This window comes from Streptomyces achromogenes (assembly GCF_030816715.1).
GTDB lineage: Bacteria > Actinomycetota > Actinomycetes > Streptomycetales > Streptomycetaceae > Streptomyces > Streptomyces achromogenes_A.
In genome coordinates this window covers 8,109,339-8,129,607 of record NZ_JAUSYH010000001.1, presented here as the reverse complement: position 1 = coordinate 8,129,607, position 20,269 = coordinate 8,109,339, and the positions used below count along the sequence as shown (strand labels likewise).

Sequence of the window (20,269 nt, the reverse complement as noted above, 5' to 3'; positions counted from 1 at the left end):
TGTCGTGCGAGAGCAGGGGAAGAGGGTGGGGTGGGACGTGGGGGGTGCCGGCAGTCTCCGGGTAAGGGTCTCAGGCGAGGTGGAAGACCTCGGTGAGGGGTTTCATGGCCTCGTCCGGCCGGGCTCCGTCCAGGGACTCGAAGAACGGGGCCATCTCCGCCTGCCAGCGGGCGTTGACGTCGGCGGCCTCCATGCCGGCCCGGGCGGCGGCGAAGTCCTCGGTCTCCAGGTAGCCGACGAGCAGGCCGTCGTCTCTCAGGAAGAGCGAGTAGTTGTGCCAGCCGGTGGCCGAGAGAGCTTCGAGCATCTCCGGCCACACGGCCGCGTGGCGTTCGCGGTACTCGGCGAGGCGGTCCTGTCGGACCTTGAGCAGGAAACAGACGCGCTGCATGAAGTACCGCTCCAGACCTAGAAGTTGAACTGGTCGATGTTCTTGGCGTTGAACACGGTCGGCTTGCCGAGGTTGATCACGCCGTTCTTGCCGATGGTGTACTCGGCGCCGCCGGCCTTGAAGGTCTCACCCTCGGCGCCGGTGATCTGGCCGGAGACGAGCGCCACCGCGGTCTGGGCGGCCAGCGCGCCGAGCTTCGAGGGGTCCCACAGCTCGAAGGCGTCGACGGTGCCGTTCTTGACGTAGGTGCGCATGTCGTTCGGGGTGCCGAGGCCGGTCAGCTTGACCTTGCCCTTGTACTTGGAGCCCGACAGGTACTGCGCGGCCGCCTTGATGCCGACGGTGGTCGGGGAGATGATCCCCTTCAGGTTCGGGTACTGCTGGAGCAGGCCCTGGGTCTGCTGGAAGGACTGCTGGGCGTCGTCGTTGCCGTACGCCACCTTGACGAGCTTGACGTCCTTGTACTTGGGGTCCTTCAGCTCGTCCTTCATGAAGTCGATCCAGGTGTTCTGGTTCGTCGCGGTCTGTGCGGCCGACAGGATCGCGATCTCGCCCTTGTAGCCGATCTGTTCGGCGAGCAGCTGCACCTCGGTGCGGCCGAGGTCCTCGGCGGACGCCTGTGAGACGAAGGCGTTGCGGCACTCGGGGTTGGTGTCGGAGTCGTAGGTGACGACCTTGATCTTGTTGCTCATGGCCTGCTTGAGCGCGGTGCACAGGGCGCCCGGGTCCTGCGCGGACACGGCCATCGCGTCGACCTGCTGCTGGGTCAGGGTGTTGACGTAGGAGACCTGGCTGGAGGTGTCGGTGGCGCTGGAGGGGCCGACCTCCTTGTAGCTGGACCCCAGCTCCTTCAGGGCCGCCTCGCCGCCCTTGTCGGAGGAGGTGAAGTAGGGGTTGTTGACCTGCTTGGGCAGGAAGCCCACGGTCAGGCCCTTCTTGGTGGCCGCGTTCGGGTCGGCCTTGCCGGTGGCGACGGCCGCGCCGGTGCTCTCCTTCTTCACGTCCTCCTTGGTGGTGCCGCCGCAGGCGGTGGCGGCGAGGGCGAGGGAGGAGACGGCGGCGACGGCCGCACAGGCACGGCGGAGGGATGACTTGCGCATGGTGGGTGTGTCCTTAGAGAAGAGGGCGGAGCTGTGAGGACGGTGCGTGTGGCGCATTTGTCGGTTCAGGCCGTCGGGGTCGAGGCGGCGGCTCTGCGGCCCGCCCTCGCGACGGCGATCTGGCGTGCGACCCGGGGGCCGAGCACGGAGACGACGAGCAGGACGCCCGTGACGACGATCTGCGACTGGGCGGAGACGTTGAGCAGGCTCATCACGTTCTGCAGTGCGCCGAGGAGGAACACTCCCGCGATGGCGCCGCCCAGCGTGCCCTTGCCGCCGTCGAAGTCGATGCCGCCGAGCAACACCGCGGCGACGACGGAGAGTTCGAGGCCGGTCGCGTTGTCGTAGCGGGCGCTGGCGTAGTGCAGGGCCCAGAAGATTCCGGTGAGGGAGGCCATCAGGCCGGTCACCGTGAACAGGATGAGCTTCTGGCGCTTGACGCGGATGCCGGCGAACCGGGCGGCCTCCTCGCTGGCGCCGGTCGCGAAGAGCGAGCGGCCGAACGGGGTGGCGTGCAGGACGACCACCGCGATCGCGAGCAGCACCACGAAGGGCAGGAACGCCTGCGGGAGGAAGCTGTCCCCGACCCGTCCGGCCGCGAAGTCCAGGTACTGGGTGGGGAAGTCGGTCACCGCGTCGGAGCCGAGCACGATCTGCGCGATGCCACGGTAGGCGGCGAGGGTGCCGATGGTGACGGCGAGGGAGGGCAGGCCGAGGCGGGTCACGAGCAGACCGTTGACCAGCCCGCACACCACGCCCAGCAGCAGGCAGATGGGGATGATCGCCTCGATGGTCAGGCCCTGGTTCCACAGGGCGCCCATGACCGCGCCGGACAGGCCGGCCGTGGAGGCGACCGAGAGGTCGATCTCGCCGGAGACGACCAGCAGGGTCATCGGCAGGGCGATGAGTGCGATCGGCAGGGTGTTGCCGATCAGGAAGGACAGGTTCAGCGCGTTGCCGAAGCCGTCCACGAGGGAGAAGGAGAACAGCAGCAGGACGATCAGGAGGGCGCCCACGACGGTGTCCCAGCGGATCGCGCGGGCCAGGGACTCAGGCACGGGCCTCTCCCTTCTCTACGGCCTGCACGGAGGCCGACTTCTTCTTCAGGGCGGACGCCACCCGCAGCGCCACGATCCGGTCGACCGCGATGGCCAGCAGGAGCAGCACGCCGTTGACGGCGAGCACCCAGACGGAGCTGACGCCGAGGGCGGGCAGGACACTGTTGATGGAGGTGAGGAGCAGGGCGCCGAGGGCGGCGCCGTAGACGCTGCCGGAGCCGCCGGTGAAGACGACGCCGCCGACCACGACCGCGCTGACGACGGTGAGTTCGTAGCCGTTGCCGGTTCCGGAGTCGACGTTGCCGAACCGGGCCAGGTACATCGCGCCGGCGAGGCCGGCGAGGCCGCCGCAGAACGTGTAGGCGGCGAGGATCCGCTTGCGGACCGGGATGCCGGCGAGCCGGGCGGCTTCGGGGTTGGAGCCGAGCGCGTACAGCTCGCGTCCGCTGCCGAAGTGCTTGAGGTAGTAGGCGGTCGCGATCAGGACGGCGACCGCGATGAGCGCCAGCCAGGGCACCGCCGAGAGGCCGCCGGAGCCGAAGTGGACGAAGGAGTCCGGCAGGTCGGCCGCGGTGATCTGCCGGGAGCCGACCCAGATGGAGTCGATGCCGCGGATGATGTACAGCGTGCCGAGGGTGACGACCAGGGCGGGCACCTGACCGAGGCTGACCAGCAGGCCGTTGAGCAGCCCGAAGCCGACGCCCAGCAGGATCGCCAGGGCGATCGCGATCACCGGGTTGCCGCCGCCGTGCAGATAGGTGCCGGCGGCGAAGGCGCTGATACCGAGGGTGGAGCCGACCGAGAGGTCGACGTTGCGGGTGATGACGACCAGGGACTGGCCGGTGGCGACCAGCACCAGGATGGTCGCGTTCAGCAGCAGGTCCTTGATGCCCTGCTCGGAGAGGAACTCGCTGTTGCCGGCCTGGGTGACGGCGATCATCACCAGGAAGACGACCAGGATGGCGAGTTCGCGCATCTTGAAGACGCGGTCGGCCAGCCGGGTCCCGCTGGACTTCGGCGTCCCGGCGACGGGGGCCTCATGGGATGTGGTCACCGTCATGCGGCGGCCCTCCCGGTGGCTGCGGCCATCACGGTTTCCTCGGTGGCGTCGGTGCGGGCGATCTCGGCGGTGAGCCGGCCCTCGTGCATCACCAGCACGCGGTCGGCCATGCCGAGGATCTCGGGCAGGTCGGAGGAGATCATCAGGACGGCGACCCCGTCGGCGGCCAACTCGCTCAGCAACCGGTGGACCTCGGCCTTGGTGCCGACGTCGATGCCGCGGGTGGGCTCGTCGACGATCAGCACCTTGGGGCCGGTGGCCAGCCACTTGGCGAGCACGACCTTCTGCTGGTTGCCGCCGGAGAGGGTGTTGACGCTGTCGGCGATCCGGGCGTACTTCACCTGGAGCTTGACCGCCCAGTCGAGGGAGCGGCTGCGCTCGGCGCCGCGGTCCATCAGTCCGGCCTTCACCGTGGTGCGCAGACCGGTGAGGCCGATGTTGCGCTCGATCGACATGTCCATCACCAGGCCCTGGGCGCGCCGGTCCTCGGGGACCAGGGCGAGGCCGGCGGACATCGCGGTGGAGGGGGCTCCGTTGGTGAGCGGACGGCCGTCCACCGAGACCTCGCCGGCGTCCCAGCGGTCGATGCCGAAGACGGCCCGGGCGACCTCGGTGCGGCCGGCCCCGACGAGTCCGGCGAGGCCGACGATCTCGCCGCGCCGGACCTCGAAGGAGACGTCGGTGAAGACGCCCTCGCGGGTCAGCCGGCGGACGCTCAGGGCGACTTCGCCCGGTGTGACGTCCTGCTTGGGGTAGAGCTCGTCGAGATCGCGGCCGACCATACGGCGGACCAGGTCGTCCTCGGTCATGCCCTCGATCGGCTCGCCGGCGACCCATGCCCCGTCGCGCAGGGTGGTCACCCGCTGGCAGATCTCGAAGATCTCCTCGAGCCGGTGCGAGATGAACAGCACGGCCGCGCCCTGTTCTCGCAGGGTGCGCACCACGCCGAAGAGCCGGGCGACCTCGCTGCCGGTGAGGGCGGCGGTGGGCTCGTCCATGATCAGGACGCGGGCGTCGAAGGAGAGCGCCTTGGCGATCTCGACGATCTGCTGGTCGGCGATGGACAGTCCACGCGCCGGGCGCTCGGGGTCGAGATCGACGCCGAGGCGCTGCATCAGGGCGGCGGTGGCGGCGTGCGTGGCCTTGTGGTCGATGCGGCCGAGGGCCCGCCGGGGCTGGCGGCCCATGAAGATGTTCTCGGCGATCGACAGGTCGGGGAAGAGCGTGGGCTCCTGGTAGATCACCGCGATTCCGGCGTCGCGGGCGTCGCCGGGACCGTGGAAGACGACGGACTCGCCGTCGAGCAGCACCCGGCCGGCGTCCGGTCGGTGCACCCCCGCAAGGGTCTTGATCAAGGTCGACTTGCCCGCGCCGTTCTCACCGGCGAGGGCGTGCACCTCGCCGGGGAACAGCTCCAGGGAGACGCCCCGCAGGGCGCGTACGGCGCCGAAGGACTTGGTTACGTCCCTCAGTGCCAGCACCGGGGCCGGTCCCGTGTCGGACGGGTGGGTCATGGGTGGCTCCTCGACGACGTCCGCGGGCCGGGCCGCTGAGGGCCGCCGCTACGTCGTGAAAGGTTTCAACTGGATGGCCGGGACGTTAGGCATCCCGGGCATGTCGCGTCAATGGGTACACGTCGAAAACTTTTCGATACCCGTAGGTCACGCGCGGGTCACGATGGACACGCCACACCTGGGGGGTTGACACCCGTTCGACGGCCTCATAGCTTCCCGTTCTGAATCGTTTCATCCGGGAGTCGTTCTCGGACTGATGTCACAGGAGCCCGAAGTGACCGAACTCGTCGCCGTGAAGGCCGCGTTGAAGACCCAGGCCGTCGAGACGCCGTCATGGGCGTACGGGAACTCGGGGACCCGTTTCAAGGTGTTCGCCCAGCAGGGGGTTCCACGCACCCCGCAGGAGAAGCTGGACGACGCGGCACAGGTGCACGCGGTCACCGGGGCGGCCCCGACCGTCGCGCTGCACATCCCGTGGGACAAGGTGGAGGACTACTCCGCGCTGGCCAAGCACGCCGAGGACCGGGGCGTGAAGCTCGGGGCCATCAACTCCAACACCTTCCAGGACGACGCCTACAGGCTCGGCAGCATCTGCCACCCGGAGGCGGCGGTGCGCCGCAAGGCCGTCGACCACCTGCTCGAGTGCGTCGACATCATGGACGCGACGGGCTCCACCGATCTGAAGCTGTGGTTCGCGGACGGGACGAACTATCCCGGCCAGGACGACCTCCGCGCGCGCCAGGACCGGCTCGCGGAGGGCCTCGCCGAGGTGTACGAGCGGCTGGGCGACGGGCAGCGGATGCTGCTGGAGTACAAGTTCTTCGAGCCGGCGTTCTACGCGACGGACGTCCCGGACTGGGGCACGGCGTACGCACACTGTCTGAAGCTGGGCCCCAAGGCGCAGGTGGTGGTCGACACCGGGCACCACGCGCCCGGAACCAACATCGAGTTCATCGTCGCCACACTGCTGCGCGAGGGGAAGCTCGGCGGGTTCGACTTCAACTCCCGGTTCTACGCCGACGACGACCTGATGGTGGGCGCGGCGGACCCCTTCCAGCTGTTCCGGATCATGTACGAGGTGGTGCGCGGCGGCGGGTTCACCTCCGACGTGGCGTTCATGCTCGACCAGTGCCACAACATCGAGGCGAAGATCCCGGCGATCATCCGCTCCGTGATGAACGTCCAGGAGGCGACGGCCAAGGCGCTGCTCGTCGACGCCTCGGCCCTGGCCGGCGCCCAGGCCTCCGGCGACGTGCTGGAGGCCAACGCGGTGCTGATGGACGCGTACAACACGGACGTACGGCCGCTGCTGCGGGAGGTGCGCGAGGAGATGGGGTTGAACCCGAACCCGCTCGCCGCGTACAAGGCGTCCGGGTGGGCCGAGAAGATCGTCGCCGAGCGGGTGGGAGGGGAGCAGGCCGGTTGGGGCGCGTAGGCGTCCGCCGCCACCTGTCCGTCGCGGGCCGCGGGCCCGTCCTGGCCTGCCGCCCCCGGCGGAGCCGCATGCCGACACCACTCCCCGCCCCTCGGGGCGCTTCGTCACCCGCGTTCGAGAAGTAAGGAATCCGCATGACCACCCACCCCGAAGCCGCCGCTCTCCTCGCCCGGTCGAACCGGCTCGGCGCCGATCCCCGCAACACCAACTACGCCGGCGGCAACACGTCGGCCAAGGGCTCCGACACCGACCCCGTCACCGGCGGGGACGTCGAGCTGATGTGGGTGAAGGGTTCGGGCGGCGACCTCGGCACGCTCACCGGGGCCGGACTGGCCGTGCTGCGGCTGGACCGGCTGCGGGCGCTGCGGGACGTCTACCCGGGGGTCGAGCGCGAGGACGAGATGGTCGCCGCGTTCGACTACTGCCTGCACGGCAAGGGCGGGGCCGCCCCCTCCATCGACACCGCGATGCACGGACTCGTCGACGCCCCGCACGTCGACCACCTGCACCCGGACTCCGGCATCGCGCTCGCCTGCGCCGCCGACGGGGAGAAGCTGACCGCCGAGTGCTTCGGCGACGCGGTCGCCTGGGTGCCGTGGCGGCGCCCCGGGTTCCAGCTGGGCCTGGACATCGCCGCCATCAAGGCGGCCAACCCGCGGGCCATCGGCGTGATCCTCGGCGGTCACGGCATCACCGCCTGGGGCGACAGCGCCGAGGAGTGCGAGCGCAACTCGCTGCACATCATCCGCACCGCCGAGGCGTTCCTCGCCGAGAAGGGCAGGGCCGAGCCCTTCGGCCCCGTCCTCGAGGGCTACGGCCCGCTGCCCGAGGGCGAGCGCCGCAGGCGGGCGGCCGCGCTCGCGCCGTACGTACGGGCGATCGCCTCCCAGGACCGGCCGCAGGTCGGACACTTCGACGACTCGGACGTCGTCCTCGACTTCACCGCGCGGGCCGAGCACCCGCGGCTCGCCGCGCTCGGCACCTCCTGCCCCGACCACTTCCTGCGCACCAAGGTGCGGCCGCTGGTCCTGGACCTGCCGCCCGGCGCCCCGCTGGAGGAGGCCGTGGCCCGGCTCGGGGAGCTGCACACCGCCTACCGCGAGGAGTACGCCGCCTACTACGACCGGCACGCCGAGCCCGGCTCCCCCGCGATGCGCGGCGCCGACCCGGCGATCGTGCTGGTGCCGGGCGTGGGCATGTTCTCCTTCGGCAAGGACAAGCAGACCGCCCGGGTCGCCGGCGAGTTCTACGTCAACGCGATCAACGTGATGCGGGGCGCCGAGGCGGTGTCCTCGTACGCGCCGATCGAGGAGTCGGAGAAGTTCCGCATCGAGTACTGGGCGCTCGAGGAGGCCAAGCTCCAGCGGATGCCGAAGCCCAAGCCGCTCGCCACCCGGGTCGCCCTGGTCACGGGAGGCGGCAGCGGGATCGGCAAGGCGATCGCGCACCGGCTGGCCGCCGAGGGCGCCTGCGTGGTCGTGGCCGACCTGAACGGCGAGAACGCCGCCGCCGTCGCCGAGGAGCTCGGCGGACCCGACAGGGCCGTCGCGGTCACCGTCGACGTGACGTCCGAGGAGCAGATCGCCGCCGCCTTCGAGGCCGCCGCGCTCGCCTTCGGCGGGGTCGACCTGGTCGTCAACAACGCCGGCATCTCGATCTCCAAGCCGCTGCTGGAGACGTCGGCGAAGGACTGGGACCTCCAGCACGACATCATGGCCCGCGGGTCCTTCCTCGTCTCCCGCGAGGCGGCCCGCACGATGATCGCGCAGCGCCTCGGCGGCGACATCGTCTACATCGCCTCGAAGAACGCCGTCTTCGCCGGGCCCAACAACATCGCCTACTCCGCCACCAAGGCCGACCAGGCCCACCAGGTGCGGCTGCTCGCGGCCGAACTGGGCGAGCACGGCATCCGCGTCAACGGGGTCAACCCCGACGGTGTGGTGCGCGGCTCGGGCATCTTCGCCGGCGGCTGGGGCGCCCAGCGGGCCGCCACCTACGGCATCGAGGAGGAGAAGCTGGGCGAGTTCTACGCGCAGCGGACCATCCTCAAGCGCGAGGTGCTGCCCGAGCACGTGGCGAACGCCGTGTTCGCGCTGACCGGCGGCGAGCTCACCCACACCACCGGACTCCATGTCCCCGTCGACGCGGGTGTGGCGGCCGCGTTCCTCCGGTGACGGCCGTGCGGTCCTACGCCGCCGTCGACCTCGGCGCGTCCAGCGGGCGCGTCATGGTCGGCCGCGTCGGCCCCGACACGCTGGAGCTGACCGAGGCGCACCGCTTCGCCAACCGCCCGGTCCGCCTCCCCGAGGGGCTGCGCTGGGACGTGCTGTCCCTGTACGCGGGGGTGCTGGACGGGTTGCGCGCGGCGGGCCGGGTCGACTCCGTCGGCATCGACAGCTGGGCCGTGGACTACGGTCTGCTGGACGCCGACGGGGCGCTCCTCGGCAACCCGGTGCACTACCGGGACGCACGCACCGAGGGCGTCGCCGAGAAGGTGTGGGCGAGCATGCCGGCGGCCGAGCTGTACGCGGCGACCGGTCTGCAGTACGCGCCGTTCAACACCCTCTACCAGCTGACGGCCGCCGCCTCCACGGCCCAGCTGGCGCAGGCGCGGCGGCTGCTGCTCATCCCGGACCTGCTGACGTACTGGCTGACGGGCGAGCAGGGCACGGAGCTGACGAACGCCTCGACGACACAGCTGATCGACCCCCGCACCGGCGACTGGTCGCACGCCGTCGCGGACCGGCTCGGCATCGACCTCACGTTGTTCGCCCCGCTGCGGCGGCCCGGCGACCCGGCGGGTCTGCTGCGGGACCGGGTGCTGGAGGAGACGGGCCTGACCGGACCGGTGCCGGTCACCACGGTCGGCTCGCACGACACCGCGTCGGCCGTGGCGGCCGTCCCGGCCGTCGACGAGCGGTTCGCCTACATCTGCACCGGCACCTGGTCGCTGGCCGGCCTGGAGCTGACGGCGCCCGTGCTCACCGAGGAGAGCCGCGCCGCCAACTTCACCAACGAGCTGGGGCTGGACGGCACGGTCCGCTATCTGCGCAACATCATGGGACTGTGGCTGCTCCAGGAGTGCATGCGCGCCTGGGACCAGCCCGACCTGGCGGACCTGCTGCGGGACGCGGCGGCCGCGCCCGCGCTGCGCTCGGTCGTGGACGCGGGGGACGCCGTCTTCCTGGCGCCCGGGCGGATGCCGGAGCGGATCGCCGAGGCCTGTCGCGCCTCGGGACAGCCGGTCCCGGGCACGCCCGGCGAGATCACCCGGTGCATCCTCGACTCCCTGGCGCTGGCGCACCGCAGGGCGGTCGAGGACGCCCAGCGGCTGGCCGGCCATGCCGTCGACGCCGTCCACATCGTCGGCGGCGGCACCCGCAACACGCTGCTCTGCCAGCTCACCGCCGACGCCTGCGGACTGCCCGTGGTGGCCGGCCCGACGGAGGCTGCCGCGCTCGGCAACGTGCTCGTCCAGGCCCGGGCCCACGGGCTGGTCGGCGACCGCGCCGACATACGCCGGCTGCTCGCCCGCACCCAGCCGCTGACGCGCTACGAGCCGCGCGGCGACACCGGCCGGTGGCGGGAGGCGCAGGCCCGTCTCACCACACGGTGAGACGGGGCCTCCCCCGGAGCTCCGTGGCGGGCTACTCTTCATTCATCCGATGACCGATCCCCGAGGAGCCGCGATGCGTGTCGCCCTGTTCCTGACCTGTGTCAACGACACGCTCTATCCGGACACCGGCCGCGCCGTGGTGAAACTGCTGACCAGGCTGGGCGTCGAGGTCGACTTCCCGATGGCCCAGACCTGCTGCGGCCAGGCCCACTACAACACCGGTTACCGCCATGAGGCCGAGCCGCTCGCCCGGCATTTCTCCGATGTCTTCGGCGAGTACGAGGCTATCGTGACGCCGTCCGGATCGTGCGGGGCGATGGTGCGGGAGCTGTATCCGCGGATGGGCGAGCGGGCCCGGGCGGAAGGACGCGGGGACACGCTCGCCGCGACCCTCGCCCCGGTGGTCCCGAAGACGTACGAGCTCACCGAGTTCCTGGTGGACGTGCTCGGCGTGACGGAGGTCGGCGCGTACTACCCGCACACGGTGACCTACCACCCCACCTGCCACGGACTGCGCGGGCTGGGGCTCGGGGACCGGCCCCGGCGGCTGCTCCAGGCGGTCAAGGGGCTGGAGCTCAGAGAACTGCCGGGCGCCGACGAGTGCTGCGGCTTCGGCGGCACGTTCGCACTGAAGAACTCCGACGTCTCGGCGGCGATGGGCGCCGACAAGGTGCGCAACGCCGAGTCGACGGGCGCGGAGGTGCTGTGCGCGGCCGACAACTCCTGTCTGATGCACATCGGCGGGACGATGACCCGGCTGCGGACCGGGATGCGGCCGGTGCACATCGCGGAGATCCTGGCGAGCACGGAAGCGGAGCCGGCGCTGTGAGCGGGACGTTCGTCGGGATGCCGGCGTTTCCGAAGGCCGCCCAGGAGGCGGTCGGCAACCCCACCCTGCGCGCCAATCTGCGGCACGCCACGCACACCATCCGCGCCAAGCGGGCGGCGGCGGTCGCCGAGGTGTCCGACTGGGCCGCGCTGCGCGAGGCCGGCAAGCAGATCAAGGACCACACGCTGCGGCATCTCGACCGCTACCTCGTGCAGCTGGAGGAGTCGGTCACCGCGGCCGGCGGCACGGTCCACTGGGCGGCCGACGCCGACGAGGCCAACCGGATCGTCACGCGGCTGGTCAAGGAGACCGGCGAGTCGGAGGTCGTCAAGGTCAAGTCCATGGCGACGCAGGAGATCGGGCTCAACGAGGCGCTGGAGGCCGAGGGCATCCGGGCCTACGAGACCGATCTCGCCGAGCTGATCGTGCAGTTGGGCAAGGACCGTCCCTCGCACATCCTGGTCCCGGCCATCCACCGCAACCGGGGCGAGATCCGGGACATCTTCGCCGCGGAGATGAGCGAGTGGGGGCGCCCGGCCCCCGAGGGTCTCACCGACACGCCCGCCGAACTCGCCGAGGCGGCCCGGCTGCACCTGCGGGAGAAGTTCCTGCGGGCCAGGGTCGGCGTCTCCGGCGCGAACTTCATGGTCGCCGAGACCGGCACCCTGGTGGTCGTGGAGTCGGAGGGCAACGGCCGGATGTGCCTCACCCTCCCCGAGACGCTGATCTCCGTCGTCGGCATCGAGAAGATCGTGCCGACCTGGCGCGACCTGGAGGTCTTCCTCCAGACGCTGCCCCGCTCCTCGACGGCCGAGCGCATGAACCCGTACACCTCGACGTGGACGGGCACCACGGACGGAGACGGTCCGCGGACCTTCCATCTGGTGCTGCTGGACAACGGCCGCACCGACACCCTCGCCGACGAGGTCGGCCGGCAGGCCCTGCGCTGCATCCGCTGCTCGGCCTGTCTGAACGTGTGCCCGGTGTACGAGCGGGCCGGCGGCCACGCCTACGGCTCGGTCTACCCGGGCCCGATCGGCGCGATCCTCAGCCCTCAACTGCGGGGCACGGGCAGCGAGATCGACGCCTCGCTGCCGTACGCCTCCTCGCTGTGCGGGGCCTGCTACGAGGTCTGCCCGGTCGCCATCGACATCCCGGAGGTGCTGGTGCACCTGCGCGAACGGGTCGTGCAGGGCGGACCGGTGACCCTGGAGGGCAACCGGACGGTGCTCAAGCCGGCCAAGGGCCATGCCGCCGAGCGCGCGGCGATGCGGGCCGCCCGCTGGGCGTTCGCCCGCCCCGGCGCACTGCGTGCCGGTCAGCGGCTGGCGTCGCGCACCCGCCGGCTGCACCCCCGCACCCTGCCCGGTCCGGGCCGGGCGTGGAGCGGCAGCCGGGATCTTCCGCCCGTGCCCGCGGAACCGTTCCGCGACTGGTGGCAGCGGACCAACGGCGGCGACGCCGGCGAGGGGAGGGCGAAGTGAGCAGCAGGGAACAGATCCTGGGCCGGGTCCGGCGCGCGCTGGCCGACGTGCCGCGTGACGGCGCTCCGGACGGGCCGGACGGCCCGAAAAAGTCCGACGGGCCGAACAGATCGGACGGGTCCCACGGGCCCGGGCAGGTCGCCGGGTACGAGGAGGCCGTCGCCCGGGAGTACCTGCGGGAGCACGGCGAGCGCAGCGCCGCGCAGACGGCGGAGCTGCTGGCGGAGAACCTGGCCGACTACCGGGCGCTCGTGCACCGCTGCACGGAGGACGAACTCCCGTCCCTCATCGGCCGGTTGTTCGCCGACCACGGGACGAGGACGGTTCTCGCGCCGGCGGGCCTGGACCCCGCCTGGCTGTCCGCGACCGACGTGGAGCGGGTCGAGGACCGGGCCGAGAGCACCGCGCACGAGCTGGACGGCGTGGACAGCGTGGTCACGGCGTGCGCGGTGGCGATCGCGGAGACCGGGACGATCGTCCTGGACGGCGGGCCCGATCAGGGCCGGCGCCGCATCACCCTGGTCCCCGACCACCATGTGTGCGTGGTCCGGGTGCCCGGGCAGGTCGTGTCGTCCGTGCCGCAGGCCCTCGAACGGCTCGACCCGGCCCGCCCGTTGACATGGATCTCCGGTCCGTCGGCGACCAGCGACATCGAGCTGGACCGGGTGGAGGGGGTGCACGGTCCGCGCACACTGGAGGTCGTCCTGGTCGACTGAGGCCTGCCGGACCGGGCGGACCGGGCGAGCCCGACGGGCGGCCCGGCGCCGTTCTCAGAGGTCGCGGGGCTCCAGCGGGTCGACCGCCGGACCCTGCACGACCGCGCCCCGCACGTCGAACCGCGAGCCGTGGCAGGGGCACTCCCAGGCCCGCTCGGCGCGGTTGAAGGCGACGAGGCAGCCCAGGTGGGTGCAGCGCGCGGACAGGGCGTGCAGCTGTCCGTCCTCGTCGCGGTGGACGGCGCGGCGCTCGCCGCCGACGCGGAGCACCGCGCCGTCGCCCGGCGCGAGGGTCTCGACCGACGGCTCGGTGAGTGAGGGCAGCCGGTCGCCGACGAAGTGCCGGGCCACGTCGGCCTGCTGCTTGAGGAAGGCGGCGCCCTCGCGGACCACGGAGGCGAGGCGGCGAGGGTCGTACAGGTCGTCCCAGGGGCTCGTCCCGCCGGTGATCTGCTCGGCCAGCAGACGGCCGGCCATGACGCCCCCGCTCATCCCCCAGCCGCCGAACCCGGTCGCCACGTAGGCGTGGCGGCTGCCGGGATGCAGTGGTCCGACCAGGGGGACGGAGTCGGTGGAGTCGTTGTCCTGGGTGGCCCAACGGTGGGTGAAGGTCAGGTCGCCGAAGCGGTCCGTCGCCCAGGCGCACAGGCGGGCGAAGCGCTCTTCGACGTCGCCGCCGGAGCCCGGCGTGAAGTGCTCGCCCGTCACGATGAGCAGCCGTCGGCCGTCGTCCATCGGCGCGGTGCGCACCGAGCGCGTGTTCTGCTCCTGGGTGATGTACATGCCGAGCGGGGCGCCGATGGCGTCGAGCGGCGCGGCCACCACCAGTTCGCGGCGCGGGGAGAGCCGGCTGAAGAGCAGGGCCCGGTCGAAGACCGGGTAGTGGGTGGCGACGACGACGGACCGGGCGCCCACCTCGGTCGCGGACGCCGGCGACCGGGTGGTGAGCATGCAGGGGTCGCCCTCGGTGAGGCCGGTGACCCGGGTCTGCTCGTGGATCGTGCCGCCGAGCCGCCGGATGCCGTCGGCGAGGGCGAGGAGGTACTTACGGGGGTGGAACTGCGCCTGCCCGGTCACCCGGACCGCGCCGGCGACGGGGAACGGCAGGTCCGTGTCGGTCACGTACGCGGCCGGGAGGCCGGCCTCCCTCGCGGCCTCCGCCTCCGCCTTCAGGGCGTCGGTGCGGGAGACGTCCTCGGCGTAGGTGTAGGCCGCCGTCTCCTCCCAGTCGCAGTCGACGCCGAGCGCGTCCGCGGTCTCGGCGATGTGCCGGACGGCCTCCGCCTGCGAGCGGGCGTACAGTGCGGCCGCCTCCGGGCCCCGGGTGCGGCGCAACCGGTCGTAAATGAGGGTGTGCAGGGCGCTGACCTTGGCCGTCGTGTGCCCGGTGACCCCGGCCGCGATCCGGTCGGCCTCCAGCACGGCGACGGAGCGTCCCCGCCGGGCCAGCTCCCAGGCGGTGCTCAGTCCGGCGATGCCCGCGCCGATGACCGCGACGTCCACGGTGAGCGGCCCTTCCGGCGGGGGCAGCAGGGTGCCGGGGGGCGCGGTGTCCAGCCAGTACGACCCGTGGAGGTGCGCATGATCGGGATGCACATGATCGAGGTGCGCATGATCGTCCATATCGGCCGGGTTCCCACGGCCGGGCGGATCACACCGGGATCCGGCCCCCGCGGCGTGCACGCCCACCCGGTACGCCCGTGGGTCAGGACCAGGTCATCGGGCAGCCCTGCCGCAGGGCGTACCGTGCGGCGCGCAGGTACAGGGCCGTGTAGAAGGCCGCCTCCGGGTCGTCGGCCCACGGACCCGGGCGCGCCGCGGCCGCCGCACTGGCCTCGCCGTCGAGGAACCAGTTCGTCATTTCCAGGTTGCCGCCGGTCTCCGGTATCGCGTCCAGCGGCAGGTCGAGAGGCCGGGCCAGCCGCTCGGCGAGGGCGAGGACCTGCGGCGCTCCGGCGACCACCGTCTCGTCGACGTAGGCGCTGCCGATCGGCAGCGCCACCGCCCGGTCGAGGGAGACCGGCACCAGAACGGTCCAGCCGAGGAGCGTCTCCTGCTCGTCGGGGGTGAGGTGCGCCCGGCACAGCGCGGCGAACCCGGCCATGGACGGGCTCGCCTTCTCCTCGAACCAGTTCCGCGCCCGCGTGGCGGATTCCGCCGGCAGGTACGGCGGCAGTCCGCGCCGCCGCAGCTCCTCGTTCAGCGCCGAGGCCGTGTCACCGTGGCCGCCCTCCTCCTGCCCGAACCAATCCCGCGCGTCCACACTCACCAGATACACACCCATGCCCCGCAACGTAGCGCCCGCCACCGACAACGCCCCGCGGCGAGGGACGGCTGGACGGCTCCGCCCCCTGTGGCGAGTGGCGGCGGCGAAGGCCGGGGGCGGGGCCCGCAACCGGCGGGGCGAGGGGCGAGGGGCGACGGAAGGCTGATGACAAACCGGGTGAACAAGCGCTTAGATAGTTGGCGGATCACGCTCCCAGCCCGCGCCGACCGCCGGAGGCCCCGTTGTTCACGTCCGTCGACGATGTCTCCGCCCGGCTCGCCGAAAGCGGGTACCTGGCCTCCCCCGCCGTCGCCACCACCGTCTTCCTCGCCGACCGGCTCGGCAAGCCGCTGCTGGTGGAGGGACCGGCCGGGGTCGGCAAGACCGAGCTGGCCAAGGCCGTGGCGCGGGTGGCGGGGGCCAGGCTGGTGCGGCTGCAGTGCTACGAGGGCGTCGACGAGTCCCGCGCGCTGTACGAGTGGAACCACGCCAAGCAGCTGCTGCGCATCAGCGCCGGGCGGGACGAGACCTGGGACGAGGCCCGCACCGACATCTTCAGCGAGGAGTTCCTGCTTCCCCGCCCGCTGCTCACCGCCATCCGCGGCGACGAGCCGACCGTCCTGCTGATCGACGAGACCGACAAGGCCGACGTCGAGGTGGAGGGACTGCTCCTCGAGGTGCTCAGCGACTTCCAGGTCACCGTGCCGGAGCTGGGCACGATCACCGCGGCCCGCCGCCCCTTCGTGGTCCTCACCTCCAACGCCAGCCGCGAGCTGTCGGAGGCGCTGCGCCGCCGCTGCCTCTTCCTGCACATCGGGTTCCCCGAGGAGGAGCTGGAGCGGCGGATCGTCCGGCTGAAGGTGCCGGGCATCGACGCGGCGCTGGCCGAGTCCGTGGTCCGGGTGGTGGGCGCGCTGCGCGCGATGGACCTGCGCAAGGCGCCGTCGGTGGCGGAGACGATCGACTGGGCGCGCACGCTCCTCGCGCTCGGCGCCGACACTCTGGACGAGAACGTCGTCCGGGACAGTCTGGGCGTGATCCTCAAGCACCAGGACGACATCCTCAAGGCCGGCGCGAAGCTCGACCTGGACGCCGTGTGAGCGCCGGGGTCGCCGACCGGCTGGCCCGGCTTCGCCGCCGCCCTGCGCGCCCACGGCGTCCGCGTCGGCACGGGCGAGACCGTGGACGCCGCCGAGGCCGCCGCGGCCCTGGGATTCGCCGACCGGGCGCTGCTGCGCGAGGGACTGGCCGCGACGCTGCTGCACTCGGCGGACCAGCGGCGGGTCTTCGACACCGTCTTCGATCTGTACTTCCCGCGCGGTGTGGGCGCGCCCGGGGGCGAGCCGGGCGATCGGGACGACCTGCGCGAGCGGCTGGCCGCCGCACTCGCCGAGGGCGACGACGCGATGCTGGGCCGGCTGGCGATCGAGGCCGTCGACGGGCTGGGCGGGTACGGGAGTTCACCGGGTGCGGACGGCTGGTCGTCGTACCAGACGCTCGAACGGCTGCGCCCGCAGACGCTGCTGGCGCGCGTGCGGGACGACATGCGTGCGCGGGACGGCGGTTCGGGCTTCGCCGACCGGCTGCTGGAGGACGAGATCCGGCGGCGCATCGAGGCGTTCCGCGGCCTGGTGGCCGGGGAGGCGCGCCGCCGGGTGGCGGAGCGGCGCGGGCGGGACGAGATCGCCCGCCGGGCAGTGGCCCCGACCGCGGACCGGGTCGACTTCCTGTACGCGGGCCAGGACCGGCTGGCCGAACTGCGGCGGACGGTGCAGCCGTTGGCGCGCAAGCTGGCCACCCGGATGGCGGCGCGCCGCCGCCGGTCCGCCCGGGGGTCCATCGATCTGCGGCGCACGCTGCGCGCGTCGCTCTCGACGGGCGGTGTGCCGATGCGGCCGGTGCTGCGCCGCCGGCGTCCGGTCCGCCCCGAACTGGTGCTGCTGTGCGACGTGTCGGGCTCGGTGACCGGGTTCTCCGACTTCACGATGCTGCTGGTGCAGGCCCTGCACGACCAGTTCTCCAAGGTGCGGGTGTTCGCCTTCGTCAACCGGATCGACGAGGTGACCGGTCTGCTCGAACACGGCGCGGCCGATCCCGTGGGCCTCGGCGCCCGCATCCGGGCCGAGGCACGGCTGACGGGCTACCACGGCAGCAGCGACTACGGCGTGGCGCTGGGGGAGTTCGCCGAGCGCTACGACGCCGCCGTCGGGCCCCGCACCACGGTCTTCGTGCTCGGCGACGCCCGGACGAACATGGCCGACCCGAACCTGGCCGCGCTGCGCCGGATCGCCGGACAGGCCCGCCGTCTGCACTGGCTGAACCCGGAGCCCCGGTCCCTGTGGGGCACGGGCGACTCGGCCGCACCGGAGTTCGCCGAGCTGGTCGCGATGCACGAGTGCCGCAACGCCCTCCAGCTCGGCGCGCTCATCGGCCGGCTGCTTCCCGTCTAGACCATGTCGTCGGACCGGCTGGTTTCCGTGCGGACCGTGCCGGCCCGACTGTTTCCCGTCCGGGCCGTGCCGGGCGGCCCTCAGGCCTCCTTGGCCTTCGCGTACTCCGTGGCCATCGCCCCGGCGAAGTCGTACACGACGCACTGTTCGTCGCCCACGACCCACGCGTCGTGGCCGGGCGGGACCACGAACACGTCGCCGGGGCCGACTTCACTCTCGCCGCCCGCGTCCATGGCGATGTGCATGCGTCCGGAGACCACATAACCGTTGTGGTGGATCATGCAGGTGTCCGTGCCCATGACCCCCGCCAGCGACTCGGTCCAGCGCCACCCGGGCTCGAACGTCGCCCTGGCGAAGTCGAGCCCGGTCATGTGGACGGCCTCGATGTGGCCGCGGGGGAAATCGCGGCGCTCGTCCGGCTTGTCGAGCGTCTTCACTTCCAGCATGACGCTCCTCCCTTCCGGCCGCGTTCGACCACGGCCGGGGGCGGTCTCCCCGGCGGACCTGGACGCCACCGGCGGGAGCCGCGCCCCTACGCCTCCATCGTCCGCCTGTCCACCGGGGGCCGCCATACGGGGGTGTGCGGCCTCAGACGGCGACGCCGCACAGCTCGGCGAAGCGGCCGGCGTCGACGTTGCCGCCGGAGACGATCACGCCGACGCGCCGGGGCAGATCGTCGACCCGTCCGGCGAGGAGCGCGGCGAGCGGTGTGGCGCCGCTGGGCTCCACGACGATCTTCAGCCGTTCGAAGGCGAACCGCATGGCGGCGCGGATCTCGTCGTCCGAGACCAGCGCGATCGCGTCGACGAGCCGCCGGTTCACCGAGAAGGTCAGCTCCCCCGGCGTGTGCAGGGCCTGCCCGTCGGCGATGGTGCGCGGCACCGGGATCTCGACCCGGCGGCCCGCCTCCAGCGAGCGCTTGGTGTCGTCGCCGGCTTCGGGCTCGACGCCGACCACCCGGATGCCGGGCCGCAGCCCCTTGACCGCGGTCGCGCTCCCGGCGATCAGCCCGCCGCCGCCGACCGGCGCCAGCAGGGCGTCCAACTCGCCTGTCTCCTCCAGGAGTTCGAGGGCCGCCGTGCCCTGGCCCGCCATGACGTGCGGGTGCTCGTAGGGCGGGATGAGCGCCAGGCCGCGGTCGGCGGCCAGCGCCTCGGCGATGGCGACGCGGTCGCCGGCGTAACGGTCGTAGGTGACGATCTCGGCCCCGTAGTCTTCCGTCGCCGCCCGCTTGGAGCGCGGCGCGTCCTCGGGCATGACGATCACCGCGGTCGTGCCGAGTTCCCGGGCGGCCAGGGCGACGGCCTGGGCGTGGTTGCCGGAGGAGTACGCGGCGATGCCCCGGGCCAGCTGTTCGGGGGCCAGCCGGGAGGCCGCGTTGTAGGCGCCGCGGAACTTGAAGGCGCCGACGCGCTGGAAGTTCTCGCACTTCAGCAGGACCTCGGCGCCCACGATCCGGTCGAGGGTCCGGGAGCGCAGCACGGGGGTGCGGTGTGCGACGCCCTTGAGCCGGGCGGCCGCGTCGCGGACGTCGTCGAGGGTGATCGGCAGGGGCGTGGTCGTCACGAACGTGCTCCTTCAGGGGTGTCGTCGGCGCCGTCCGCCCCGGTCGTCGGGGTGGCTCTGGCCTGCGAGAGATAGGTGTAGGCGGAGGCGCGCGAGATGCCGAGGCGGGCGGCGGTCTGTTCGATCGCGCGTCGCACGGCGAACACACCGTGTTCGTCCAGGCTGCGGAAGAGGGCCAGCCGCCGCGGCCGGTCGAGACCGGCCCAGGTCTGGTCCTGGCGCAGCAGATGGGCGTCGAGGAGGGCGTCCACGACGGAGTCGATGTCGTCGCCGAACGTGGTCGCCGGCGGGTCGGACGGCCCGGCCGCCGTCCCCGCCAGAGCGGCCAGCACCGCGCGCGCCCGGTCCACCTCGGTGACGTCCACGTTGACGCAGAGGGCGCCGAAGACCGCGTTCGTGGAGTCGCGCAGCACCATCGTGGACGACTTCACCAGCTTTCCGGCGCCGGCGCGGGTGACGTAGTTCAGCTCGTCCACGGCGGCGTCCCCGCGGGCGAGGACCCGCATGCCGATCTCGCTCATGGCGCCGCCGACCGTCCGTCCGGTCACCGCTCCGGCGACGGCGACGACGGACCTCTCCGGCCGCCGGTAGTCGTGCAGCACCACCTCGCACACCGGACCGAAGGTCGCCGCGATGCCGCCGACGAGGGGGGCGAGGGCGCGAAGGATCACGTCCCGCTCCCGCTCCCGCTCCTCTACCGGCTCTTCTTCCCGCAAGGTCTGCGGATCCTGGGACTCCATGCAGTGATTAGACCATGAGTCCAGTCACTGGACCAGTTGTCCAA

Annotated in this window: 18 protein-coding genes; 8 read left to right on the top strand and 10 right to left on the bottom strand. The window is 72.3% G+C overall.

Going from position 1 to position 20,269, the window contains the following annotated elements:
- Positions 1-70: 70 nt before the first annotated feature.
- From QF032_RS35775 to QF032_RS35755, 5 genes are all read right to left on the bottom strand, one after another.
- Complete coding sequence (locus QF032_RS35775; protein ID WP_307048427.1) at positions 71-391, bottom strand: L-rhamnose mutarotase; 321 nt, start codon at positions 389-391, stop codon at positions 71-73.
- 17 nt (positions 392-408) lie between these two features.
- The gene (gene rhaS, locus QF032_RS35770) at positions 409-1,491 is read right to left on the bottom strand and encodes a rhamnose ABC transporter substrate-binding protein (protein WP_306946369.1); all 1,083 of its coding nucleotides are present in this window, start codon (positions 1,489-1,491) and stop codon (positions 409-411) included.
- Between the two features lie 65 nt (positions 1,492-1,556).
- Positions 1,557-2,549 (bottom strand): ABC transporter permease, encoded by a 993-nt coding sequence (locus QF032_RS35765; RefSeq protein ID WP_306946371.1) that lies wholly within the window; start codon positions 2,547-2,549, stop codon positions 1,557-1,559.
- Positions 2,542-3,609, bottom strand: coding sequence for an ABC transporter permease (locus QF032_RS35760; RefSeq protein WP_307048425.1), 1,068 nt, complete (start codon positions 3,607-3,609; stop codon positions 2,542-2,544). The genes QF032_RS35765 and QF032_RS35760 overlap by 8 nt, the downstream gene beginning before the upstream one ends.
- On the bottom strand, positions 3,606-5,123 hold the full coding sequence (locus tag QF032_RS35755) for a sugar ABC transporter ATP-binding protein (RefSeq protein WP_306946374.1): 1,518 nt from the start codon (positions 5,121-5,123) through the stop codon (positions 3,606-3,608). Before QF032_RS35755 ends, QF032_RS35760 begins: the two co-directional genes overlap by 4 nt.
- A 274-nt stretch (positions 5,124-5,397) precedes the next feature.
- Between QF032_RS35755 and rhaI the strand changes: the two genes are divergently transcribed.
- From rhaI to QF032_RS35725, 6 genes are all read left to right on the top strand, one after another.
- Complete coding sequence (gene rhaI / locus QF032_RS35750) at positions 5,398-6,558, top strand: L-rhamnose isomerase (protein WP_307048423.1); 1,161 nt, start codon at positions 5,398-5,400, stop codon at positions 6,556-6,558.
- 134 nt (positions 6,559-6,692) lie between these two features.
- Positions 6,693-8,732: a bifunctional aldolase/short-chain dehydrogenase gene (locus tag QF032_RS35745; protein WP_307048421.1), complete on the top strand. Its 2,040-nt coding sequence runs from the start codon at positions 6,693-6,695 to the stop codon at positions 8,730-8,732.
- Positions 8,733-8,737: 5 nt separating this feature from the next.
- Positions 8,738-10,174, top strand: coding sequence for a rhamnulokinase (locus QF032_RS35740; protein WP_373430425.1), 1,437 nt, complete (start codon positions 8,738-8,740; stop codon positions 10,172-10,174).
- Between the two features lie 73 nt (positions 10,175-10,247).
- Complete coding sequence (locus QF032_RS35735; protein ID WP_307048419.1) at positions 10,248-11,003, top strand: (Fe-S)-binding protein; 756 nt, start codon at positions 10,248-10,250, stop codon at positions 11,001-11,003.
- The gene (locus QF032_RS35730; protein WP_307059336.1) at positions 11,000-12,487 is read left to right on the top strand and encodes a lactate utilization protein B; all 1,488 of its coding nucleotides are present in this window, start codon (positions 11,000-11,002) and stop codon (positions 12,485-12,487) included. The genes QF032_RS35735 and QF032_RS35730 overlap by 4 nt, the downstream gene beginning before the upstream one ends.
- The gene (locus tag QF032_RS35725) at positions 12,484-13,203 is read left to right on the top strand and encodes a LutC/YkgG family protein (protein WP_307048416.1); all 720 of its coding nucleotides are present in this window, start codon (positions 12,484-12,486) and stop codon (positions 13,201-13,203) included. The genes QF032_RS35730 and QF032_RS35725 overlap by 4 nt, the downstream gene beginning before the upstream one ends.
- 54 nt (positions 13,204-13,257) lie before the next feature.
- Here QF032_RS35725 and QF032_RS35720 read toward each other — a convergent pair whose 3' ends face one another.
- Positions 13,258-14,826, bottom strand: a complete 1,569-nt coding sequence (locus tag QF032_RS35720; RefSeq protein WP_307048414.1) for an FAD-dependent oxidoreductase — start codon at positions 14,824-14,826, stop codon at positions 13,258-13,260.
- Between the two features lie 82 nt (positions 14,827-14,908).
- On the bottom strand, positions 14,909-15,487 hold the full coding sequence (locus QF032_RS35715; RefSeq protein ID WP_307048412.1) for a hypothetical protein: 579 nt from the start codon (positions 15,485-15,487) through the stop codon (positions 14,909-14,911).
- A 224-nt stretch (positions 15,488-15,711) separates the two neighbouring features.
- Here QF032_RS35715 and QF032_RS35710 point away from each other — a divergent pair, with 224 nt between their 5' ends.
- On the top strand, positions 15,712-16,569 hold the full coding sequence (locus tag QF032_RS35710) for an AAA family ATPase (protein ID WP_307048410.1): 858 nt from the start codon (positions 15,712-15,714) through the stop codon (positions 16,567-16,569).
- Between the two features lie 81 nt (positions 16,570-16,650).
- On the top strand, positions 16,651-17,919 hold the full coding sequence (locus QF032_RS35705) for a VWA domain-containing protein (protein WP_373430424.1): 1,269 nt from the start codon (positions 16,651-16,653) through the stop codon (positions 17,917-17,919).
- An 80-nt stretch (positions 17,920-17,999) separates the two neighbouring features.
- Here the strand turns inward: QF032_RS35705 and QF032_RS35700 are convergent, their stop codons facing one another.
- The 3 genes from QF032_RS35700 to QF032_RS35690 all read right to left on the bottom strand — a co-directional run bounded on the left by QF032_RS35700 (position 18,000) and on the right by QF032_RS35690 (position 20,225).
- Positions 18,000-18,365 (bottom strand): cupin domain-containing protein, encoded by a 366-nt coding sequence (locus QF032_RS35700; protein WP_307048406.1) that lies wholly within the window; start codon positions 18,363-18,365, stop codon positions 18,000-18,002.
- 142 nt (positions 18,366-18,507) lie between these two features.
- Positions 18,508-19,485, bottom strand: coding sequence for a pyridoxal-phosphate dependent enzyme (locus QF032_RS35695; protein ID WP_307048404.1), 978 nt, complete (start codon positions 19,483-19,485; stop codon positions 18,508-18,510).
- The gene (locus QF032_RS35690; RefSeq protein WP_307059333.1) at positions 19,482-20,225 is read right to left on the bottom strand and encodes a helix-turn-helix transcriptional regulator; all 744 of its coding nucleotides are present in this window, start codon (positions 20,223-20,225) and stop codon (positions 19,482-19,484) included. The genes QF032_RS35695 and QF032_RS35690 overlap by 4 nt, the downstream gene beginning before the upstream one ends.
- Positions 20,226-20,269: the final 44 nt, after the last annotated feature.

Bases quoted from the DNA above. Each gene is read 5' to 3' on its own strand.
- QF032_RS35745 (WP_307048421.1), top strand. From the start codon at position 6,693: ATGACCACCCACCCCGAAGCCGCCGCTCTCCTCGCCCGGTCGAACCGG.
- QF032_RS35775 (WP_307048427.1), bottom strand. From the start codon at position 391: ATGCAGCGCGTCTGTTTCCTGCTCAAGGTCCGACAGGACCGCCTCGCC.
- QF032_RS35690 (WP_307059333.1), bottom strand. From the start codon at position 20,225: ATGGAGTCCCAGGATCCGCAGACCTTGCGGGAAGAAGAGCCGGTAGAG.
- QF032_RS35720 (WP_307048414.1), bottom strand. From the start codon at position 14,826: ATGGACGATCATGCGCACCTCGATCATGTGCATCCCGATCATGCGCAC.
- QF032_RS35700 (WP_307048406.1), bottom strand. From the start codon at position 18,365: ATGCTGGAAGTGAAGACGCTCGACAAGCCGGACGAGCGCCGCGATTTC.
- QF032_RS35755 (WP_306946374.1), bottom strand. From the start codon at position 5,123: ATGACCCACCCGTCCGACACGGGACCGGCCCCGGTGCTGGCACTGAGG.
- QF032_RS35715 (WP_307048412.1), bottom strand. From the start codon at position 15,487: ATGGGTGTGTATCTGGTGAGTGTGGACGCGCGGGATTGGTTCGGGCAG.
- rhaS (WP_306946369.1), bottom strand. From the start codon at position 1,491: ATGCGCAAGTCATCCCTCCGCCGTGCCTGTGCGGCCGTCGCCGCCGTC.
- QF032_RS35735 (WP_307048419.1), top strand. From the start codon at position 10,248: ATGCGTGTCGCCCTGTTCCTGACCTGTGTCAACGACACGCTCTATCCG.
- QF032_RS35760 (WP_307048425.1), bottom strand. From the start codon at position 3,609: ATGACGGTGACCACATCCCATGAGGCCCCCGTCGCCGGGACGCCGAAG.